Consider the following 19,420-nt stretch of genomic DNA (forward strand, 5'->3'; position numbering starts at 1 on the left):
CGAAAGGCTGGCATATGGAAACGAGCGAGCGGTACCGCCTCTGCGTCGAGGCGCTGCAAGGCTATGCGGACGACGCTGGGTTCTCCGACGTGGTCATCGGGCTGTCGGGCGGAATGGATTCCAGCATCGTGGCGGTGATGTGCGTGGATGCGTTCGGCGCCGATCACGTGCACGGCGTGCTGCTGCCGGGGCCGTACTCGAGCGAGCACTCGGTGGAGGATGCGCGGGAGCTGGCGGGCAACCTGGGCATCGAGGCGCAGGTCGTGTCCGTCTGCGAGCCGTACGAGGCGTTCGAGCGCGTGCTGGCGCGCGCGTGCGGCGGCGAGCTCTCGGGGTTGGCGGCCGAGAACACGCAGGCGCGCTGCCGCATGGTATGCCTGATGGCGCTGTCGAACGCACATGGCTGGATGCTGGTTAACACGAGCAACAAGAGCGAGGCCATGATGGGCTACTCCACGCTCTACGGCGACACGGCCGGCGCGTTCGCCCCCCTCGGCGGCCTGTACAAGACCGACGTGTACGCTGTGGCCCGCTGGCGGAACGTCCAGGCCGAGGCCGCGGGCGCGGTGCCGCCCGTGCCCGAGCGCGTGTTCGCGAAGCCGCCCAGCGCCGAGCTCTCGCCCGGCCAGGAGGACGAGAAGAGCCTGGGGCTGGACTATCCCACGCTCGATGCGCTGCTGCTGGCGCACGTGGAGCGCGGCCTAGGCGCCGACCGGCTCGTTGCCGAGGGCTTCGACGCCGCCACCGTCCAGCGCGTGCTGTCCACCGTGCGCGCCACCGCCTTCAAGCGCGCGCTGGAGCCCCCGTTCCCCGACGCGGCCTTCTACGCGTAAAGGGGCGCCACGCCTTTATTCCTTGGCGGCTTCCTTGCGAAGATTGCGTGACAACCCTCCGTCGTCCTGCCGCGCCCGCCCGTGCGGTCACTATACTCGGCGCATCCGGTAATGAACTGCAATTCCCATCAAAGGAGCCGCCGCCTCATGGAACGTCGGGCATTCTTCAAACTCGTGGGTGCGGGTGCCGTCGTCGCGGCGGGCGGGGGCTTGGCTGCCTGCTCGTCGGGCGCGGTGCCGTCGCCGCTCGCCCCCGCCGCCTCGGAGGAAGAGGGGCCGCGCGTCTTCGAGAACCCCGACGTCAGCTTCTCGTCCGACGTGGACGTGCTCGTGGTAGGCAGCGGCATCGCCGGGCTGTCAGCGGCCATGGCGCCGCTCGAGGCTGGGCGCTCGGTCATGATCGCGGAGAAGCTGGAGCTGCTGGGAGGCGAGAGCTACTCGTCCACGGGCGTCATGCACGTGTCCGGCAGCGCGTTGCAGAAGCAGGCCGGCATCGAAACCACGGCCGAGCAGGCATGGGACACACGCCGCCAGGAGTTCGCCGATGCCGGCATCACCGATCTCGACTTCGCCAAGCGGTTGTTCGTGACCGCGCCGGAATGGGTCGACCATCTGGTGGACGAGTACGGCGCCCAGTTCGAGAACCCCGGCGACCACGTGAAGGCGGGCGCGTCGGATCGTATCCTGTTGCCGAAGCGCGGATTGGGCGACATGGAGAGCATCATGACGCCGCTGCGCGACGGGCTCTCGTCGAAGGGCGCCGCATTCGTCACTGGCTTGCGCGCCTCGGCGTTCGTGGTGGATGCGTCCGGCGCGGTATGCGGCATGCGCTTGCGCGATGCGAAGACGGACGCCGCCACCGACGTGCGGGCGCACGCCGTGGTCATGGCCACCGGCGGGTTCGCCTCGAGCCAGCCGCTCGTACACGCAAACGTGCCTGCCCAGGAGCGTATCGGTTGCTACACCACCGCCTCGATGGGCGAGGGCCAGCTGCTGTGCGCTCACCTGGGAGGCCAGCTGGGCGATATGGGCAAGGCCGCGCCCCTGACGAGCGACCTGCCCGAGGCTGCGGCCTGGGGCCTGTTCGGCCCTGTGCTCATCGTGGATGCGCTCGGGCGTCGCTTCGCGCGCGAGGACGACCTGAATGCCGCCGCCGATGCCTGCGTGGCCGACGACCGGGGCTACTGGTGGACGCTGTTCGGCAAGAAGCTGTCCAGCGGCGCCCAAGCGCGCAGCATCGCGCAGGTTACGACGAAGAACGCCAAGCGCTTGGCAGGGCCGTTCGACGACGTGGAGGCGCTGGCGGGCGGCCTGGGCATCGCGCCCGAAGCGCTCAAGGCGGTGTTCGACGGTTACGGCGAGGCGGTTGACGCCGGCAAGGACGATGCGTTCGGCCGCACGGCGTTCCTGCAGGAGATCGAGCCGCCGTACTACGCGCTCAAGCAGTTCCCCGTGCGTTACAAGACACGCGGCGGCGTGCGCACCGATGCCGACGGCCGGCTGCTGAACGCGGCGGGCTCAGCCATCGCGAACGTGTACGCCTGCGGCTCGGTGGCGGCCGGCAGCGTGGAGGGGTTGGCGACGAACGGGGCGTTCGGGTTGATCGTGGGACGGGCGGTGGCTAAGGCGCTCGACGAGGGGGATGCGGGGAAGTAGCTTTCGGCTCGAAGGATGGTCGCGACCGCGGCGGGGAGGCCTGCGGCTCGGGCAGTCCTGGGCTCGCACGAACAGCCCGCTGGGCTGTTCGGCTCGTGCGGAACTCGCTGCAGGCCTCCCCGCCGCGGTCGCGACCTCGCCTTTGCCGAAGACGAGCAAGGGCGCCTCGTTCGGTCGGCAGGTAGAGAGAGGGCGGGGCCCCGGCCGGAACGGCCGGGGCCCCGCTTGGGGAGGGGTGGAGGGTCGCCTCGTTTACGCCTTCAGCGCCTCGACGACGGCCTTGCCGCTGACCAGGCCGCTGCCGGCGTTGGGGGAGAGGTCGCTGCCGCTGTCGGCGACGGTGGAGCCGCAGCAGTACACGTTGGGGATGGGGTTGCCGTCCTTGTCCGTGAGCTGGCTGTCCGTGGTGATCTTCATGCCGCCGTGCGTCTTATAGCGGAAGGGGAAGTGCTTCATGGCATAGTAGGGCGCGGCGAGCGACTTCAGGAACAGCTTCTTGCCGAACTCGGTGTCCTCGCCGGCGGCCACCATGGCGTCGTACTTCTCGAACGTCTCCTTGAGCGTGCCGGCAGGCACGTCCATGGCCGCGGCCAGCTCGTCGAGCGAGCCGCACGGGCCCACGAGGCGGTCGGGGCTGCCTTTCATGTTCAGCTCGACGTTCCACTTCTGACTGCCGTTGATGGTCTGGTCGTCGAAGATGGTCCACCAGTAGCCCAGCTCGAGCTCGGCGGCCTTGTCGGGCGAGTCGTGGCTCTGGTCCTCCTTGATGAAGCGGCGGCCCTGCGGCGTCACCTGCACCTGTGGCGAGAAGTAGCCCCACACCGTGACCTGGGCCAGGTCGCTCATGCGGTTGGCCTCCATGTCCATGTGCGTGTACACGCCGCCCAGCGCCCGGCACATCTGGTGGCCTTCGCCCATGGAGTGCACGGTGAGCGGCCCGAGGCGCTGCTGGCTGGGCAGGTAGGCGGACACCATCTCCTGGTTGCACGAGAAGCCGCCCGTGGCCACGATGATCTTCTGCGCCTTGATGTCGACGGGCTTGTTGTTCTTCTCGTCGTTGAAGCGCACGCCGATGGGGGTGCCCTCGCCGTCCACGATGAAGTTCGTAGCGCGCAGGTTCAGCTTGTACGTGGCGCCCTTCTCCTCCAGGCCCTTCTGCAGCGGCGTGAGCACGGCCTGCATGTCGCCGATGCCGTTGCCGGGCAGCAGCATGGACGTGGGCGCGCCCGTGTCCATGTAGTCGGTGATGGGCTGGAACACCGCGCCGTAGTCGGATGCCACGCGGTCGGCCCATTCGGTCTGATAGACGTAGACGTTGTGCTTGTAGTCCATGTCATCGGTCTCGCCCTTCTTTTCCAGAATGGGAGCGTAGGCCTGCCACTTCGTCTCCGGGTCGCCCTCGATGCCGGCGTCCTTCTGCATCTTGGAGCCCGCCACGTTCATGACGCCGCAGGCGATGAAGCTCTCGCCGCCCACGCGGTCGAGCTTGTCTACGAGCATGACCTTGTGGCCCGCCTCCACCGGGTCCATGGCCGCCGACATGCCGGCGATGCCCGTGCCCAGGATGAGCACGTCGGTCTCCTCGGTGAAGTTGACGGGCGCGGTGCCCACCACGGCGTCGCCCTCGCTCGCGCTGCCGCCCTTGCCGCCGCCGTTGGGCGCGCAGCCGGCCAGCGCGCCGCCAGCCACGAGCACGGCACCCGAAGCCACGGCTGCCTTGAGGAAGTTGCGTCGGTTCATGCTGCTCTCCATAATAATCCTCCCTGTTCCCTCTGCTTGTCCGCCTTGCGCCGGTCGTTGCCGGGCGCAAGGCGGAATCCCTGTCGATCGTCCTCGCGACGATGCCCCCACTCTAGGTCCGCGGGCCGCCCCCGTCACCGTCCGTTTCGGGCTATATTGCCTTCTGCTGCCGTTATCCTGCGGTTTCGCCTCTCGCACGTGCAGGCGTTTCCGGTATCATGGGCGCATGATGAATGCGGGGAGGGGAAAGCGCGCCGCAGGGCACGCGTCGAGCGCAGAGGGGTCGGGGCGCGCAGCGCCGGCCGCTTCGCCGCGCGCGGTGGACCCGCGGCTGTTCTCGCTCGTGGTGATCGTGGGCTACGGGCTGTTCCGTGGCGTGAACGCCAACTCCTACCTGTCGGCGTTCGCCTCGGTGGAGGCGCCGTTCCTGTTCGTCCCCGACCTGTTCTTCAACGTGGTGGTGGCCTGCTCGGTGGTCGTGTGCTCGGTCACCGTCATCGCGCTGGTGCTGCGCGGGCGGCTGGGCCCGCTGTCCATGCCCTACGTGGCGCCCGCGGCGCTGTTCGTGGCGGCGAGCCTGTGCGCCCTGTTCGGCGTTTTCTCATGGATGCCATCCGATCTGGCGCTCATCGTGCCGGGCGTGCTGCTCGGGGCGGCGTCGGTCATGCTGTCGCTCGTGTGGGTGGAGGTGCTGGCCTGCCAGGAGCCGCGCGCCATCGTCACGCAGATCGCGCTCAGCATGCTGGTGAACATGGTGACGTCGTCGGTGCTCTCGGGTCTGTCCGGCGGCGCGCGGGCGGCTGCGAGCTGTGCGGCCCTGGTCGTCATGGTGCTGTGCGCGCGGTACGTGCGGCGCGCGTTGCGCACGGGTGCGGCGGGCGCGAGGGCAGGCGGCGCGGTCGTGACGATGGCGGTGGGAAAAGGCGCGGCGGGCGATTGCGCGGGCAAGGCGGCGCGCGGGCATCTGAAGGCCGCGCCGCGCGGATCGTACCGCGACGCGTTCTTGGAGCTGGGAGACTCGCTCGTTGCGTTCTGCGTCATGGAGGCCGTGATCGGGCTGCTCAACAGCTTCATGCTGGCCGGGTCCGTCACGTTCGCCGGGTCGGGCTCGGTGTCGGGGGTGGGCATGCTCATCGGCATCTTGGCGTTCTGCGTCGTCGTGTTCGTGGTGCAGCGCATCCCGCGGGTGTCCACGGCGTTCCGCGTGCTCATGCCCATCATCGCCTCGCTCTTGGTGTTCCTGCCGTTTCTGGGCGAGCAGTTCAACCTCTTCTTCAGCACGGTGCTCTTGGGCGGCTACTACTTCATCGCGCTGCTCATCACGTATGTGGTGGCCGAGACGGCGCACGTGCGGAACCTGTCGCCCTACGTTCTCATGGGGGCGGCCGCGTGCCTTGCGCGCGTCTGCCTGGCCGCGGCGCTCTTGGGCGGGTACGCCATCGGCTCGCTGCCGGGCGGCCTGTTCGGCGAGAGCGAGCACCTCATGCGCTACCTGGTGGTCATCATGGCCGTGATCTACGCGCTGTCGCTGGCGGCCGTGCTCGTGTCGCGCGACCGGCGCCGCCGACGGCGCGGCGATGCGGATGCGGCGGGCTCGGTTTCGGCGCCGGCGGGTGCGGCCGTGGCGGCGCCTGCCCCGGCCATCGCGGCGGCCGAGGGCGATGACGCATTCGATGCGCGATGCGCGGCCGTGGCCGCAGCGGGCAACCTCACCGAGCGCGAGGCGGAGATCATGCGCTATCTGGCGCGCGGCCGCACGAAAGCTCATATCGCCGGCGTGCTGTACGTCAGCGAGAACACCGTGCGCAGCCATGTGCGCAATATCTATGCCAAGCTCGAGGTCCACACCCGCCAGCAGCTCATCGACCTCGTGGAGGAAGAGCGCGGCGCGGACGGCGGCGGCGAGGCTCCCGGCTCCCGGTAGGCGCGTTCGGATACTCCAATTACCTCGGTTGGTGTATGGCGCGGCGGGGCCGGGTCGCGTACCATGGCAGACATGGAGAACTTCCTTGTGAACAACCGCCCGATGGCGCCCAAGGACTGGGCGGTCGACGTCGCCGTGATGCTGGCGGCGTTCCTGTTCGGCTGCGGGCAGCTCATGCTCACGGCTTCGTCCATCGTGATCCCCGACCTGGAGTTGCGCCAGTACCTGGGCATCGTGAACGTCGTGCCCGACACGTCGGTGTTCGTGGCGCTGGCGCTGACCACGCTGCCGCTCGCGGCGCGGAGGCGGTTCCCATGGCCCGTGTTCCTGTTCGTGCTCATCACGTTCCTGGGGCTGCAGAGCGCGTTCCGCGGCTTCTCGCTCACGGTGGTGGGCCCCGTGGTGGCGCTGTACACCATCGCCTGCGAGCGCGGGCGCACGGAGGCCGCCGTCGCCGTCGCCCTGGCCGTGGCGGGCGTGCTGTTCGCCGACGCGCCCTCGCGCACGGCGAGCCTCGCCTTCTTCACGCGCTTCCAGAACGTCGCGCTCCTGGCGGCTGCGGCGCTCGCGGGCTACGCATACCGCACGCACCGCGCCTACGTGGCGGAGACGGAGCGGCGCGCGCTCGAGGCGGAGCGCTCGCGCGAGGAGGAGGCGGCCCGGCGCGTGGAGGAGGAGCGCGTGCGCATAGCCCGCGAGGTGCACGACATTACGGCGCACTCGCTCTCCGCGGTGAGCATCCAGGCGGCCGCGGCCGAGCGCCTGGTCGACCGCGACCCGGCGGCGGCAAAGCTCGCAATCGCCGCTGCGCGCACGACGGCGAAGGACGCCCTCGAGGAGATCCGCGGCATGATAGGCGTGCTGCGAGCCGGCGACCCCGCGGCCGAGACGGAACCCACGGCCGGCACCGAGCGCCTGGACGACCTCGCTGCCTACTTGCGCCGTGCCGGCGTGGACGTGGCGCTGGATGCGGGCGGGTACGACCGCGCCGCCGTGCCGGCGTTCGTGGACGTGGCACTGTACGGCATCGCCCGCGAGGCCGCGACGAACATCGTGCGGCACGCCGGCGCGCATGCGGCGACGATACGCCTGGCTACGGGGCCGACAGGCGCGAACCTGTCGGTAGAGGACGACGGCAGGGGCGCGGCGGCCGAGACGGACGGGCGCGGCCACGGCATTGCGGGAATGGCCGAGCGCGTGGGGCTTCTGGGCGGCACGTTCGCAGCCGGCCCGCGCCCGCGCGGCGGGTTCCGCGTGGAGGCGCGCATTCCCCTGGGAGCGGAGAAGGAGGCGTCATGATCGAGAGGCATCTGCGAGAGGCGCGCTCGGCGGCGGGGGAGGTGCCGGTCCGCTCGGCGGGCGAGCGTCCTCTGCGCTTAGTGGTGGCCGACGACCAGGACCTCGTGCGCAGCGGGTTCCGCCTGATCCTGTCCTCGTACGACGGCTTCTCCATCGTGGGGGAGGCGCGCGACGGCGAGGAGGCCGTGGAGCTCGCTCGCCGCCTCGTGCCCGACGTGGTCCTCATGGACATCCGCATGCCGCACCTGAACGGCATCGAGGCCACCCGCGCCATCACGGGCGATCCGGCGCTCGCCGACGTGCGCGTGCTCATCCTCACCACGTTCGACATCGACGAGTACGTCTACGACGCGCTCGCGGCCGGGGCGGGCGGCTTTCTGTTGAAGGACGCCGAGCCCGACGACATCGCCGCCGCCGTGCGCGTGGTGGCGGCCGGCGACGCGCTCATCCAGCCCTCGGTGATGCGGCGCCTGGTGGAGACGTTCGTGCGCATGCGCCCTGCGGCCGGTGCCGGCGTGGCCGCAGGGGAAGGCGGCAGCGCGTTCTCCGCGCTCACCGAGCGCGAGCGCGAGATACTGGTACAGGTGGCCCGCGGCATGACGAACGACGAGATAGGCGCCGAGCTGTTCATCTCGCCCGCCACGGTGAAGACGCACCTCGCCCGCATCATGGCGAAGCTGGGCGCCCACGACCGCGCACAGCTGGTGGTGAGGGCGTACGAGGGCGGCCTCGTGAGGCCGGGCGAGCGCTAGCATCGGTCACGGCGCGGCGGCATGTGCGGCCGCGCCCGTCGGTCGGCGATTGCACCGCAGCGCCGCGAAGCGATCGTGCTGCCGCCTCGCGTCCGCTTCGCAACCCCGCCCGCGCCGCCTCGTTCGCGCTGCAGAATCGTCCTGCTCCCGCTCCCGCCGCCCTGCAAGCGCCGCCCGCGTCTGTGCTGCAGCGCTACGCCGCGCCCCTTCGCAACCCCGCCCGCGCCGTCCCGCGCCCGCCTCGCCGGCCACTCCCCAGACCGTTTTTGTGCAAAAGCACAAAAACTTTCAGGAGTCCATCGAACGAATTGTGGCGATTATGCAAAACCTCAGTCAAGGGCACTGAGATTTCCTCAATTTTGCTTGCATTCGCTAACGAGGCTGCTATGATAACGCAATGTTTAGCACTCGTTACCCATGAGTGCTAGCAGTCACCGCAACGGAGTGGTTAAATAGCAAACGTGCTACAACCAGTTTCGGACAAGAGACGGACGAAAGGAAGGCTACGTTATGAACTTGAAACCATTGGGTGATCGCGTCATCATCAAGCAGGACGAGGCTGAGGAGACGACGGCATCCGGTCTGTATCTCGCTACCGAAGCGAAGGAGAAGCCCCAGACGGGCACCGTCCTGGCCGTGGGCGAGGGCAAGCTCGACAAGGACGGCAAGCTCATTCCCGTGCCGGTCAAGGAAGGCGACAAGGTCCTGTACGGCAAGTACGGCGGAACCGAGATCACCGTCGACGGCGAGGACGTCATGATCCTGCGCGCCGACGACCTGTACGCGGTGTTCGCGTAAACCGAAGCAACCCAAGCTAACGCTGAAAGGATAGGCACACTATGGCTAAAGAGATCAAGTTCGAGGCCGACGCGCGCAGCGCGCTCGCGGCCGGCGTCAACAAGCTGTCCAACGCCGTCAAGGTGACGCTCGGCCCCAAGGGCCGCTACGTGGCGCTCGAGAAGTCCTACGGCGCCCCCACCATCACGAACGACGGCGTGACCGTGGCCAAGGAAGTGGAGCTGGAGGACCCGATCGAGAACATGGGCGCCCAGCTGGTCCGCGAGGTTGCCGTGAAGACGAACGACGTGGCCGGCGACGGCACCACCACCGCAACGCTGCTGGCCGACGTCATCGTGTCCGAGGGCCTGCGCAACGTGACGGCCGGCGCCGACGCGCTGGGCATCCGCCGCGGCATCCAGAAGGCCACCGACGCCATCGTCGACGCCATCAAGGCCGACGCGACGCCCGTGTCCACCAAGGAGCAGATCGCGAACGTCGGCACCATCTCCGCCGGCGACGCCGAGATCGGCGAGAAGATCGCCGAGGCCATGGACGCAGTGGGCAACGACGGCGCCATCTCCGTGGAGGAGAACGCCGCCTCGTTCGACTTGGAGCTCGACATCGTCGAGGGCATGCAGTACGACCGCGGCTACATCTCGCCGTACATGGCCACCGACATGGAGAAGATGGAAGCCGTCCTCTCCGACCCCTACATCCTGCTCACCGACCAGAAGATCACCAGCATCCAGGACATGGTCCCGCTGCTGGAGGAGGTCATGCGCTCCGGCCGCCCGCTGTTCATCGTTGCCGAGGACGTGGAGGGCGAGGCCCTGGCCACCATCCTGCTGAACAAGCTGCGCGGCACGTTCAACTGCGTCGCCATCAAGGCCCCCGGCTTCGGCGACCGCCGCAAGCGCATCCTGGAGGACATCGCAGCCGTCACGGGCGCGCAGGTCATCGACAAGGACTTCGGCATGACCATGGCCGACGCCACCATCGACATGATGGGCCACGCCAAGACGGTCAAGGTCACGAAGGACACCGCCCTCATCGTGGACGGCGCCGGCGACAAGAAGAACATCGAGGACCGCATCCACCAGATCCGCGCCGAGCTCGAGCGCGTCGACTCCGACTTCGACCGCGAGAAGCTGCAGGAGCGCCTGGCGAAGCTGTCCGGCGGCGTGGCCGTGCTCAAGGTGGGCGCCGCGACCGAGTCCGAGCTCAAGGAGAAGAAGTCCCGCATCGAGGACGCCCTGCAGGCGACCCGCGCGGCCGTGGAAGAGGGCATCGTCGCCGGCGGCGGCGTGGCGCTCGTGGACGCGCTGCCCGCGCTCGACAACATCGCGTCGGTCGACAAGGACGAGGAAGTCGGCGTGGCCATCATCCGCAAGGCGCTGGAGGCCCCGATGCGCGCCATCGCCCAGAACGCGGGCTTCGAGGGCAGCGTCGTGGTGGAGCGCGTGAAGGGCATGGGCAAGGGCGAAGGCCTGAACTGCGCCAACGGCGAGTACGGCAACATGATCGAAATGGGCGTGAACGACCCCGTCAAGGTCACGCGCACCGCGCTGCAGTCCGCTGCCTCCGTGGCGGCCCTCATCCTCATCACCGAGGCCACCATCAACGACATCCCGAAGGACCCGGATCCGGCGGCCCTGGCTGCCATGGCCGGTGCCGGCGGCGGTATGGGCGGCATGATGTAAGACCCCCCCGGTTCCGGCAGCCGCCCGGCCGCCGGAACCACCTGAGACGCTGTGGGCGCTTACGCGCCCGGCCAGCGTATCCCTAACTCGGAGAACGGGGCGGCCGATGGGCCGCCCCGCTTCGTTTTCTGGCCGGTGCGTTGCTCTTCACGCCAGCTGCCGGGTCGCTTATCGCTTGGGTGCCGAGGCCAACTTCCGAACGGTCGCGAGCGCGCCTAATTTAGAGCAATCAGCTGCTCAGCGCTTCCTGCTCTCCACCAGGTCGATGAGCTCTTGGAGCGAGTGGATGCCTAACTTCTTGTAGATGTTCAGCATGTGGCTCTTCACCGTGTGGTTCGAGATGACGAGCGTCTTCTCGATGTAGGCCGCGTTGCGGCCCTTGGCTAGCAGCACGAACACCTCCTGCTCGCGCTGCGTGAGTCCGAACTCGTCGGCCACGGCCGAGCAGGCGACCTTCCATACGCCGCCGGCGTGGTCGAGCTCGTCCTGGCCGTGCGTGCGCTTCAGGTCGCGCGCGACCCAGATACGGTCCGAACTCAGGCCGTACACCGTGACGATAATGACCACCAGCACCGATGCCACAGTGGGTACGGTGGCATCGGTGCCGCCCGCTGGTCTTTGCAGCGCCAGCCAGCCGAGCAGCGCACCGAGCGCGAGCGTGACGGCGAACAGACCCAGCACCCCGCCTGGCATCCATGCGGGCAGGGCGAACGTTTCGCGCAGGTCGAGCGCCATGCGCGCCATGAGATAGAAGAACAACCCCGCTCCCAGTGCAAACACGCCGAAAGCCACGCCGGCCAGCTCCGGCTGCAGCAGAAACATGAGGCCGGCGACCACGGTCACGAGCGAGGTTCGGGTGATGACGTCGATGCAGTGCGACTCCGAGCCGAGCGAGCCCAGCACGCCCACGGCCGCGCCCGCGCAGGCAAGCCCTGCAGCGAGCCCTGCCTGTGCGGCCTGCCCGGCAAGCCACGTGCTGTGGAACGAGACCATGAGTCCGAATGCGGCGCCGTAGACGGCGGCGTACGCGAGCAGGTACGCGAGTGGCTTCGCTAGCAGCTCCAAGGCGTAGCCGCTCGCCGGTGCCGGAATCCGCCTTACGGCACGTCCCTTCGCGAGCGCCCAAAGGAGGGTGGCGGCACCCGTGCCGAGCACGACGACGGGGAACGCAAGACTGCCCTCGGGCAGCGCGAGGCCGAAGGCGGCCGCGAGCCCTGCAGCCGCAAGGGAGAAGGGTGCGAGCGCGTCGGCGCGCGCAACGCCGTCACGCTGGACGACGAAGGTCCACGCGAAGAGCAGCGCGAGCGCGAGAGCCCCAGCTAAAAGCGCACGCGGGTCGCCCGTCGTGGCACCGTGCAGTAGCGACGAGGCGCCTGCCGCAACCGCGCAGCCGCATCCGAGCGCCGTGGGCATCCAGAGTCCGCCCGTCGGCAGAAGCGTTTTGAACGACATGCCGCCCATGTGCCCTCATCGCCTTTCCCCTGTAGGCTTGCAGGCTCCCAGTTTACCATGCTCCCGCCTTCGCGCGAGCCGGCGTGCGTCCGGACAGGACTCCCAATACCTGCGGAAACGTCAATATCAGACCGCTGGTGTGAGAAGGTTTTGCCCATTCCGGGTGTCCTGGCTGGGGCGTTTTCCGGCACGGTGCCGCACACTCGGATCCAAGGCGACGATCGTTCCGGTCGGTTCGCACGGGCATATCAAGAAGGAGGTTCTGCATGGAGACGAAGAGAACCCGTACTGTGTGCACGGGATGCCATCAGCGTTGTGGCGCCGTCGTGTACGCGGAGGGGAACCGCATCGTCCGCATCGAGGGGGATCCGGACAGTCCGTACTCCAAGGGGGCGTTCTGCGGCAGCGGCATCACGCAGCGCTTCATCCACGAGGATGCGAAGCGCGTGGCGAAGCCGCTCAGGCGCGCAGGTGCGCGCGGCGAGGGCAAGTGGGAGGAGATCGGCTGGGACGAGGCGCTTGACTTGCTGGAGAGCAACACGAAACGTATCCGTGAGGAGTACGGCCCCGAGGCTATCGTGGTGTCGCAGGGCACCAGCCGCACGTCGAACGACTGGGGCCAGCGTCTGAAGGCCACCATCGGCAACAAAGGCTGGGGCCTGTCGCCTCTGCACGTGTGCCTCATCCCCAACATCATGCCACACGCGCTCACGCTGGGAGCCGGTCAGATGCAGGGCGCTGACGTGGCCAACGCCAAGACCATCGTGCTGTGGGGCATCAGCGCCGTCTCCATCCTGTCCGAGATCAAGGACATCCAGAAGAACCGCGACGAGAACGGCGCGAAGGTCATCGTCATCGACCCGCGCTACAGCGACCTGGCCAAGGACGCCGACCTGTTCCTGCAGATCCGCCCCGGCTCCGACGGCGCGCTGGCGCTCGGCCTCATGAACGTCATCATCCGCGAGAAGCTCTACGATGTCGACTTCATCGACAAGTGGACCTATGGCTTCGACGAGCTTGCCGAGATGGTGAGCGAGTGGACGCCGGAAAAGACCTCCCAGGTAACCTGGATTCCCGCCGAGCAGATCGTGGCCGCCGCCCGCATGATGGGCGGTGAGAAGCCCACAACGCTCTATCCGATGCTCGGCCCCAGCTGCATGCACACGAACGCCGTGCAAAGCGGCCGCGCTCTCACCTGCCTCACGGGCCTGCTCGGCCCCGTGGACGTGCCCGGCGGCTTCATGTACATCCCCGGCGCCGGCCCGGCCACGAACCCCGAGCTCACGCTCATTCCGCCCGACTGGGACTTCAACAAGCCAGAGGCGAAGCTCATCGGCTCCGAGAAGTTCCCGGCCTTCGCCGCGTTCGGCAACGCGAACGTGCCCTATGACACGTTCGAGGCTGTGATCACGCAAAAGCCCTGGCCCATCAAGATGATGGTGTTGGTGGCGAACGACGCGCTGAACTGCTACGAGGCGCCGCAGAAGACGGCCGAGGCGCTGAAGTCGCCCAACCTTGAATTCATCGCGGTGAAGGACTTCTATCTCACGCCCACGGCCCAGCTGGCCGACCTCGTGCTGCCGTCGTCCGACTGGTCGGAGCGCGACACCATCGACGAGGAGATGTTCCGCGGACGCATCATCTCGTCGCCGCGCGCCGTGGACCCGCCGGGCGAGTGCTGGGATGACTGGAAGTTCTACCTGGAATGGGGCAAGCGCCTCGACCCGGAGCTCTGGCCGTGGGCCGACGAGCGCGAGATGGTGCTCTGGCGCATCAAGCTGTACCATGGCATCGACCTCACCTGGGACGAGTACGTGGAGCGTGCCTACATCGACACGCCCGCGTCGCTCTCGGCCGCCGAGTTCAAGAAGTACGAGACCGGCAAGCTGCGCCCCGACGGCCAGCCCGGCTTCATGACGCCGAGCGGGCGCATCGAGTTCTTCTGCCCCACCATGCAGGCGTTCGGCTACGAGCCGCTGCCGGTGTACCACGAGCCGAAGGAGAGCCCCTACAGCACGCCCGAGGTGGCGAAGGACTACCCGCTCATCCTCACGACAGGCTTCCGCCTGTATAGCTTCTTCCACTCCGCTTGGACGAACGTGCCCGGCCAGCGCGAGCTGTACCCGCATCCGTTCGTGGTGATGAATCCCGCCGACGCGCAGGACGCGGACATCGTCGACGGCGACTGGGTGGAGATCAGCTCCCCGCGCGGCGCTATCATGGCCAAGGCCGAGGTGTCCCGCGAGGTGGGCCAGGGAGTGGTCGCGCTGCCACGCCCTGGCTGGCGCAGCGGCTGCGAGGAGCTTGGCCTGCCTGGCTACGACTGGCAGGACGTGTGCATCAACAACCTTATCCCCGGCGGCGGCGACAGCACCGACCCGGGCTTCGGAACGGCGCCCATGCGCTCCACGCTGTGCGCCATCAGGAAGATGGAGGGATAAATGAACGATCGAAACATCGGCATGCTCGTGCGGGTCGACGCGTGCCTGGGGTGCCAGGCGTGCCAGGTGGCCTGCCGCGAGGAGAACGGCTTCCCGTACAGCGAGCTGTGGCTTGAGATGATCCGCCGCAAGCCGCAGACCGTGTCCGGCGAACTGCGTAACTACCATGTGGCGGCGCCGCAGCTGGACAAGTGCACCGCCTGTGCGGCCAAGGACCACCAGCCGCTCTGCACGACGGTGTGTCCCACGAAGTGCCTGTTCGTGGGCGAGAAGAATACGCTTCTGCGCGTCATGGAGGGCGCGGGTCACTGGAACCTGCACGTCTAGGAAGGGAAGGGGAGCCCTATGAAACCGAGCTTCGGATTCGTATTCACGCTGAGCCTGATCATGTCGCTTGTGGTGGGCGTGGTCATGACGTTCACCATGACCATGTTCAACGGCCAGCCGTTCATGCTGGTGCCGCTGTGCCTGCAGATCGCCGTGGCCACCGTCATCGGCTTGGTCATCATGCTGGTGCTGCCCGTGGCGCAGGCTGGCGAGAAGTTCGCCGCGTTCTACGGCGCCGAGCGCACGGGCCTGGCCTGGGGACTGCTGCAGTCCCTCGTCATCGCCACGGTCATGACGTTCTGCGTATCGTTCGGCATGACGGCGTTCGCCACCGGCTTCGGCGATATGCCCGACGGCAGCACGTTCCTCATGCGGTGGCTCACGCCCATCACCTCGGTGTGGGGCGTTTCCTACATCGCCACCATCCTGTTCCTGCCCGTGGCGACGTTCGTCGCACGCAAGGTGGGGAAGGCCCCTGGTCCGGTGCCTGCGCCAGTTAAGGAGCCGGGAACGACGCGTTAGCGTTGCCATGGTAGCGGGTCCGCCGCATGACGGCCCCGCTACCTGTGCTCTAGGCTGCGAAGGCAGGCGTCCTCATAGCAGCCTTCCGTGACCTTTTCGCGACGAAATGCGCCTCCTGCCCTCGTTGGATTACAATACGAACCTATGGAAGAATTCATGCACATAGCCGGGCATGTCCTGGAGCATTCCGTCGCGGATACCCTGTACCTCGTTCCGTTCCTCTTCGTCACCTACCTGGTGATGGAGTGGCTCGAGCACAAGACCGGCGGCAAGGCGCAGGCGGCCGTGCAGCGCGCGGGAGCCGCGGGCCCCATCGTGGGCGCGGTGGTGGGCGTGGTGCCGCAGTGCGGGTTCTCGGCCGTGGCGGCCACGCTCTGGGCCGGGCGCGTCATCACGCTGGGCACGCTGTTCGCCGTGTTCCTGTCCACGTCCGACGAGATGCTGCCCATCTTCATCGCCGAGCAGGTGCCGCTGGACGTCATCCTCAAGATTCTCGGCGCGAAGATCGTCGTCGGCATGGTCATGGGCTTCATCGTGGACGCCGGCATGCGCCTCGCGCGGCGCATCGATGTGCCGCTGCACATCCACGACCTGTGCGAGCGCGACCACTGCCACTGCCATGACGGCGAGGGCGGCATCCTCAAGAGCGCGCTCAAGCACACGCTGCAGGTCACGGTGTTCATCTTCGTCATCACCATCGTGCTGAACGGCGTGCTGGAGGTGGTAGGCGAGGACGCGCTGGGCGAGTTCCTCAGTGCGAACCCGGTGCTCTCGGTGTTCGGATCGGCGCTCGTGGGCCTCGTGCCCAACTGCGCGGCCAGCGTGGTCATCGCGCAGCTGTACGTGAGCGGCGTGCTGGGCTCGGGCGCGATGCTGGCGGGCCTTCTGGTGAGCGCGGGCGTGGGCCTGCTCGTGCTCGTGCGCACGAACCGCCACTGGAAGCAGAACGTCGCCATCATTGTCGGCCTGTATGCGATGGGCGTGTTCTGGGGCCTCATCGCGAATGCGCTCGGCATCGTGTTCTAGGGCCGCAAGCGCGGTGGCAAATGCAGTATTCCGGTCATTTCTGTGCAAGCTTCTGATCTGGAATGATAGTGCGTAATACCAGTTCAAAGCGCAGAAAATGAAATGCACAAAAATGCACGGTATATTACATCCAGGCCAGATCTTCTTCGGAATCCGAAGAAGATTGCCGTTGGGCCTCTGGCATCCGAAGCGCCCTCACCGCTATAGTATGACCAGACCGCAAAACGAGAGGAGCATCGCCCATGACTGCACTTGAAGCCGGCATGACGCGCGACGAGGCGTTCGCGCTGTTGCAGGAGCACAACAAGGATCCGTTCCACATCGAGCACGCCGAGACGGTGGAGCAGACCATGCGCTACTTCGCGCGCGAGTACGACCCCGAGAACGAGGAGTTTTGGGGCCTTGTGGGCCTGCTGCACGACCTGGACTGGGAGGAGCACGACGACGAGCCCGAGCTGCACACCATCTACGCGGCCAAGGACATCGAGGCCGCCGGCGGCTCGCCCGAGCTCATCCGCGCCATCCAGAGCCACACGTCGGATTTCAACCCCGAGCTTCCCAAGCCCGAGCTGCAGATGGAGAAGGTCCTGTTCGCCACCGAGGAGCTGACGGGCCTCATCGGCGCGGCCATCGTCATGCGCCCCAGCAAGAGCGTCATGGATTTCGAGGTGAAGTCGCTCAAGAAGAAGTTCAAGGACAAGCGCTTCGCCGCCGGCGTGAGCCGCGACGTCATCCGCAGTGGAGCCGAGATGCTAGGCTGGGAGCTGGACGAGCTGTTCGCCCGCACCATCGAGGCCATGCAGTCCTTCGCGCCGGACAAGGACACGTTCGTTCCCGCCGAGGGGTAAGGGATACCTCCCGACATCGCTCGCGCCCTCTTGCCGCAGATGCAGCAGGAGGGCGCACGTTTTGCGCTTGGGCGCACGCTCGGGCAGAGGCGCGGCCGGCAAGCGCGCGGCCGGAGGTCTTCCGAGCCCTTCCCAGGCCCTAAGATTCGTCCACTTCCCTCAGCCGGCGCCGCATGGTGCCGTGCTTGCGGCTGACGAACAGGTACGCCGCCAACGCGACGATAGCCACCAGCGACATAGCCTCGAACAGGCCGCGGAAGCCCAGCACCGGCTGCACCAGGCCCAGCAGCAGCGGGCCCAGGCCCACGCCCACGTCCAGCAGGATGTAGAACGTGGAGTTCGCCAGGCCCAGCCGATCGTCGGGGGCGATGCGCACAGCCAGCGCCAACCCGCTTGCCTGCACGGTGCCCACGCCGAAGCCCAGCAGCGCCGCCGCCACGAGCATGGCTGCGGGCCGGTACACGGTTGCCAGCAGGCCCATCCCGACGATGAACGCGATGAACGCCGGCACCATGACCACGCGGTCGCCCTCGCGGTCGAACAGCTTTCCCGTGAAGGGCCGCGTGACGAACGTGGCCACTGCGTACACCACGAAGAAGAAGCTGGCAGGCTGTTCCAGCCCGCTCTCGGCGGCGAACGGCGTAAGGAAAGCCAGGAGGCTGGAGTAGCAGAAGAACAGCAGCGCGCACACGGCACCGATGGGCAGCACGCTGGACTCCAGGTAGTTCCCCAGGTCGAAGCGCGGCACGCGGAAGTCGCCGGCACGCTCGTCGCGCTCGTCGCGCGCTATCTCCTCGGCAGCCTCCTCGATATCCGCGTCGCTCTCCTGCGCCGCCTCGGGCACCTTCAGCTGAGCGGCGGCCAGAAGGCTCAAGCCGGCTACGGCGGCTGTAGTCACGAACAAGGGGAAGAAGCCGGCGTTTTGCGAGAGGAACATGCCCAGGAAGGGTCCGATGGCCGCTCCCAAGGTCACGGACAGCATGTAGTAGCCCACCCCCTCGCCCTTGCGGCTGTCCGGCACGAGCGCCGTTACGATGGTGCCGATGGTGGTGGAGCACACCCCGTAAGCGAAGCCGTGCAGCAGGCGGATGGCGAACAGGGGGGCGAACCCGAGCCCGGCCAAGTAGAGCACCGAGAACACCACCTCGCCGATCGCGCCCATGACCAGCAGCCGCTTGCGCCCCACCTTGTCCATGATGCGGCCGCTGACGAGGCGCGCCGCGAGGGCACCGATGATGAAGATGCTCGCGGCCAGGCCGGCCGTGGCTGCGGGTGCGTCGTAGGTTTTCATGGCGTAGTCGGCCACCACGACCATGAGGCCGTAGTAGTTCACCATGAGCAGGAAGTTCACCGCCGTGCCCAGCGTGAAGTCCTTCGTCCAGAGCCTCGCCTGCGTTGCAGCCGACATGCTAGCGCGCCGCCTTGTCGTTCGGTGCGCCGGTCAGGTTCGCGCCCTGGGAGCCCGTGCCCGGGGTCTCCGCTGCGGGTGTCGTGGCTGCCGATTCCCCGGCGCCAGGCGCGTCCGCCGCGGCTGCCATAGCCCCGCCGGCCGCTCCTGCGCCGGGTGCGTCCTTCGCGATGAGCACGGCTACGGGCGACCCCTGCACCACGGCATAGCTCACGCTGCCCAGGTACCCCTTCACGCCGCCCTTGCCGCGGCTGCCCATGACGATAAGGTCGCAACCCTCGTCCTCGGCGCATTTCAGCAGCAGGTCGGCCGGCGACGTGCCCTTCAGCAAGTGCGCGTGGGCCCTGTTCGGCACGCGCTCGGCCAGCTGCTGCAGCGCGGCGTGAACGCGGTTCGCCTCCTCGATAAGCGGCCCCTCGGCACCGGTGCCCAGAGCGAACAGCTTCAGCACGTGCACGAACACCAGCTCGATGCGCTCATCCTGCGCGCCGATGGACTGGGCGAGATCGAGGGCTTTCGCAGAAGGGGTCGATCCGTCGTAGGCGACGAGAACTTTAGAGCACCACATGGCTATCACGGCCTTTCGGGAGGGCGGGCTGGCGGAAGACGGCGGGGATGCCGCGCGGAAGCGCCGCAGGTTACGCATACCCCTCGATTGTAGTACCGCCGAGGCGGCGCGTATGTTACGGCTTTATTTCAACTGGGAAGGTGC

16 protein-coding genes are annotated in these 19,420 nt (G+C 67.7%); 12 read left to right on the forward strand and 4 right to left on the reverse strand.

Going from position 1 to position 19,420, the window contains the following annotated elements; translation table 11 throughout:
- Positions 1 to 14: 14 nt before the first annotated feature.
- Together nadE and K9U15_RS12215 are read left to right on the forward strand one after the other, a co-directional pair.
- Complete coding sequence (gene nadE / locus K9U15_RS12210) at positions 15 to 833, forward strand: NAD(+) synthase (protein ID WP_096227780.1); 819 nt, start codon at positions 15 to 17, stop codon at positions 831 to 833.
- 147 nt (positions 834 to 980) lie between these two features.
- Positions 981 to 2,489: an FAD-dependent oxidoreductase gene (locus tag K9U15_RS12215; protein ID WP_301156232.1), complete on the forward strand. Its 1,509-nt coding sequence runs from the start codon at positions 981 to 983 to the stop codon at positions 2,487 to 2,489.
- Positions 2,490 to 2,741: 252 nt separating this feature from the next.
- Here K9U15_RS12215 and K9U15_RS12220 read toward each other — a convergent pair whose 3' ends face one another.
- Complete coding sequence (locus K9U15_RS12220) at positions 2,742 to 4,241, reverse strand: FAD-dependent oxidoreductase (RefSeq protein ID WP_096227782.1); 1,500 nt, start codon at positions 4,239 to 4,241, stop codon at positions 2,742 to 2,744.
- 217 nt (positions 4,242 to 4,458) lie between these two features.
- Here K9U15_RS12220 and K9U15_RS12225 point away from each other — a divergent pair, with 217 nt between their 5' ends.
- From K9U15_RS12225 to groL, 5 genes are all read left to right on the forward strand, one after another.
- Entirely contained in the window at positions 4,459 to 6,153 is a 1,695-nt protein-coding gene (locus tag K9U15_RS12225; protein ID WP_227153811.1) for a helix-turn-helix transcriptional regulator, read from the forward strand.
- 72 nt (positions 6,154 to 6,225) lie between these two features.
- Positions 6,226 to 7,452, forward strand: a complete 1,227-nt coding sequence (locus K9U15_RS12230; protein WP_096227783.1) for a sensor histidine kinase — start codon at positions 6,226 to 6,228, stop codon at positions 7,450 to 7,452.
- Positions 7,449 to 8,204, forward strand: coding sequence for a response regulator transcription factor (locus K9U15_RS12235; RefSeq protein WP_154270047.1), 756 nt, complete (start codon positions 7,449 to 7,451; stop codon positions 8,202 to 8,204). The genes K9U15_RS12230 and K9U15_RS12235 overlap by 4 nt, the downstream gene beginning before the upstream one ends.
- 510 nt (positions 8,205 to 8,714) lie before the next feature.
- Positions 8,715 to 9,002, forward strand: a complete 288-nt coding sequence (groES, locus tag K9U15_RS12240) for a co-chaperone GroES (protein ID WP_041239244.1) — start codon at positions 8,715 to 8,717, stop codon at positions 9,000 to 9,002.
- Between the two features lie 41 nt (positions 9,003 to 9,043).
- Positions 9,044 to 10,684, forward strand: a complete 1,641-nt coding sequence (gene groL, locus K9U15_RS12245; protein ID WP_087189963.1) for a chaperonin GroEL — start codon at positions 9,044 to 9,046, stop codon at positions 10,682 to 10,684.
- 237 nt (positions 10,685 to 10,921) lie between these two features.
- On the opposite strand, the gene K9U15_RS12250 is transcribed toward groL, so the two are convergent.
- Positions 10,922 to 12,145 (reverse strand): helix-turn-helix transcriptional regulator, encoded by a 1,224-nt coding sequence (locus K9U15_RS12250; protein ID WP_301156234.1) that lies wholly within the window; start codon positions 12,143 to 12,145, stop codon positions 10,922 to 10,924.
- Positions 12,146 to 12,402: 257 nt separating this feature from the next.
- Here K9U15_RS12250 and K9U15_RS12255 point away from each other — a divergent pair, with 257 nt between their 5' ends.
- From K9U15_RS12255 to K9U15_RS12275, 5 genes are all read left to right on the forward strand, one after another.
- Positions 12,403 to 14,577: a molybdopterin-dependent oxidoreductase gene (locus K9U15_RS12255; RefSeq protein WP_301156235.1), complete on the forward strand. Its 2,175-nt coding sequence runs from the start codon at positions 12,403 to 12,405 to the stop codon at positions 14,575 to 14,577.
- On the forward strand, positions 14,578 to 14,904 hold the full coding sequence (locus K9U15_RS12260; protein WP_301156236.1) for a hypothetical protein: 327 nt from the start codon (positions 14,578 to 14,580) through the stop codon (positions 14,902 to 14,904).
- Between the two features lie 18 nt (positions 14,905 to 14,922).
- Positions 14,923 to 15,426 carry a hypothetical protein gene (locus K9U15_RS12265; RefSeq protein ID WP_301156237.1) on the forward strand — a complete coding sequence of 168 codons (504 nt, stop codon included), beginning with the start codon at positions 14,923 to 14,925 and terminating at the stop codon, positions 15,424 to 15,426.
- 144 nt (positions 15,427 to 15,570) lie between these two features.
- Positions 15,571 to 16,452: a putative manganese transporter gene (locus K9U15_RS12270; RefSeq protein ID WP_301156238.1), complete on the forward strand. Its 882-nt coding sequence runs from the start codon at positions 15,571 to 15,573 to the stop codon at positions 16,450 to 16,452.
- A 242-nt stretch (positions 16,453 to 16,694) separates the two neighbouring features.
- Positions 16,695 to 17,300, forward strand: a complete 606-nt coding sequence (locus tag K9U15_RS12275; protein WP_123673335.1) for an HD domain-containing protein — start codon at positions 16,695 to 16,697, stop codon at positions 17,298 to 17,300.
- A 139-nt stretch (positions 17,301 to 17,439) separates the two neighbouring features.
- Here the strand turns inward: K9U15_RS12275 and K9U15_RS12280 are convergent, their stop codons facing one another.
- Together K9U15_RS12280 and K9U15_RS12285 are read right to left on the reverse strand one after the other, a co-directional pair.
- Positions 17,440 to 18,708 (reverse strand): MFS transporter, encoded by a 1,269-nt coding sequence (locus K9U15_RS12280; RefSeq protein WP_154270045.1) that lies wholly within the window; start codon positions 18,706 to 18,708, stop codon positions 17,440 to 17,442.
- 1 nt (position 18,709) lies between these two features.
- Entirely contained in the window at positions 18,710 to 19,276 is a 567-nt protein-coding gene (locus tag K9U15_RS12285; RefSeq protein ID WP_087189959.1) for a universal stress protein, read from the reverse strand.
- Positions 19,277 to 19,420 lie beyond the last annotated feature (144 nt).

This window comes from Gordonibacter sp. RACS_AR68 (assembly GCF_030418485.1).
Classification (GTDB): domain Bacteria; phylum Actinomycetota; class Coriobacteriia; order Coriobacteriales; family Eggerthellaceae; genus Gordonibacter; species Gordonibacter urolithinfaciens.

Bases quoted from the DNA above. Each gene is read 5' to 3' on its own strand.
- K9U15_RS12235 (WP_154270047.1), top strand. From the start codon at position 7,449: ATGATCGAGAGGCATCTGCGAGAGGCGCGCTCGGCGGCGGGGGAGGTG.
- K9U15_RS12220 (WP_096227782.1), bottom strand. From the start codon at position 4,241: ATGGAGAGCAGCATGAACCGACGCAACTTCCTCAAGGCAGCCGTGGCT.
- K9U15_RS12275 (WP_123673335.1), top strand. From the start codon at position 16,695: ATGACTGCACTTGAAGCCGGCATGACGCGCGACGAGGCGTTCGCGCTG.
- groL (WP_087189963.1), top strand. From the start codon at position 9,044: ATGGCTAAAGAGATCAAGTTCGAGGCCGACGCGCGCAGCGCGCTCGCG.
- K9U15_RS12285 (WP_087189959.1), bottom strand. From the start codon at position 19,276: ATGTGGTGCTCTAAAGTTCTCGTCGCCTACGACGGATCGACCCCTTCT.
- K9U15_RS12230 (WP_096227783.1), top strand. From the start codon at position 6,226: ATGGAGAACTTCCTTGTGAACAACCGCCCGATGGCGCCCAAGGACTGG.
- K9U15_RS12215 (WP_301156232.1), top strand. From the start codon at position 981: ATGGAACGTCGGGCATTCTTCAAACTCGTGGGTGCGGGTGCCGTCGTC.
- K9U15_RS12255 (WP_301156235.1), top strand. From the start codon at position 12,403: ATGGAGACGAAGAGAACCCGTACTGTGTGCACGGGATGCCATCAGCGT.
- nadE (WP_096227780.1), top strand. From the start codon at position 15: ATGGAAACGAGCGAGCGGTACCGCCTCTGCGTCGAGGCGCTGCAAGGC.
- K9U15_RS12265 (WP_301156237.1), top strand. From the start codon at position 14,923: ATGAAACCGAGCTTCGGATTCGTATTCACGCTGAGCCTGATCATGTCG.
- K9U15_RS12280 (WP_154270045.1), bottom strand. From the start codon at position 18,708: ATGTCGGCTGCAACGCAGGCGAGGCTCTGGACGAAGGACTTCACGCTG.
- K9U15_RS12250 (WP_301156234.1), bottom strand. From the start codon at position 12,145: ATGGGCGGCATGTCGTTCAAAACGCTTCTGCCGACGGGCGGACTCTGG.
- K9U15_RS12260 (WP_301156236.1), top strand. From the start codon at position 14,578: ATGAACGATCGAAACATCGGCATGCTCGTGCGGGTCGACGCGTGCCTG.
- K9U15_RS12225 (WP_227153811.1), top strand. From the start codon at position 4,459: ATGAATGCGGGGAGGGGAAAGCGCGCCGCAGGGCACGCGTCGAGCGCA.
- groES (WP_041239244.1), top strand. From the start codon at position 8,715: ATGAACTTGAAACCATTGGGTGATCGCGTCATCATCAAGCAGGACGAG.
- K9U15_RS12270 (WP_301156238.1), top strand. From the start codon at position 15,571: ATGGAAGAATTCATGCACATAGCCGGGCATGTCCTGGAGCATTCCGTC.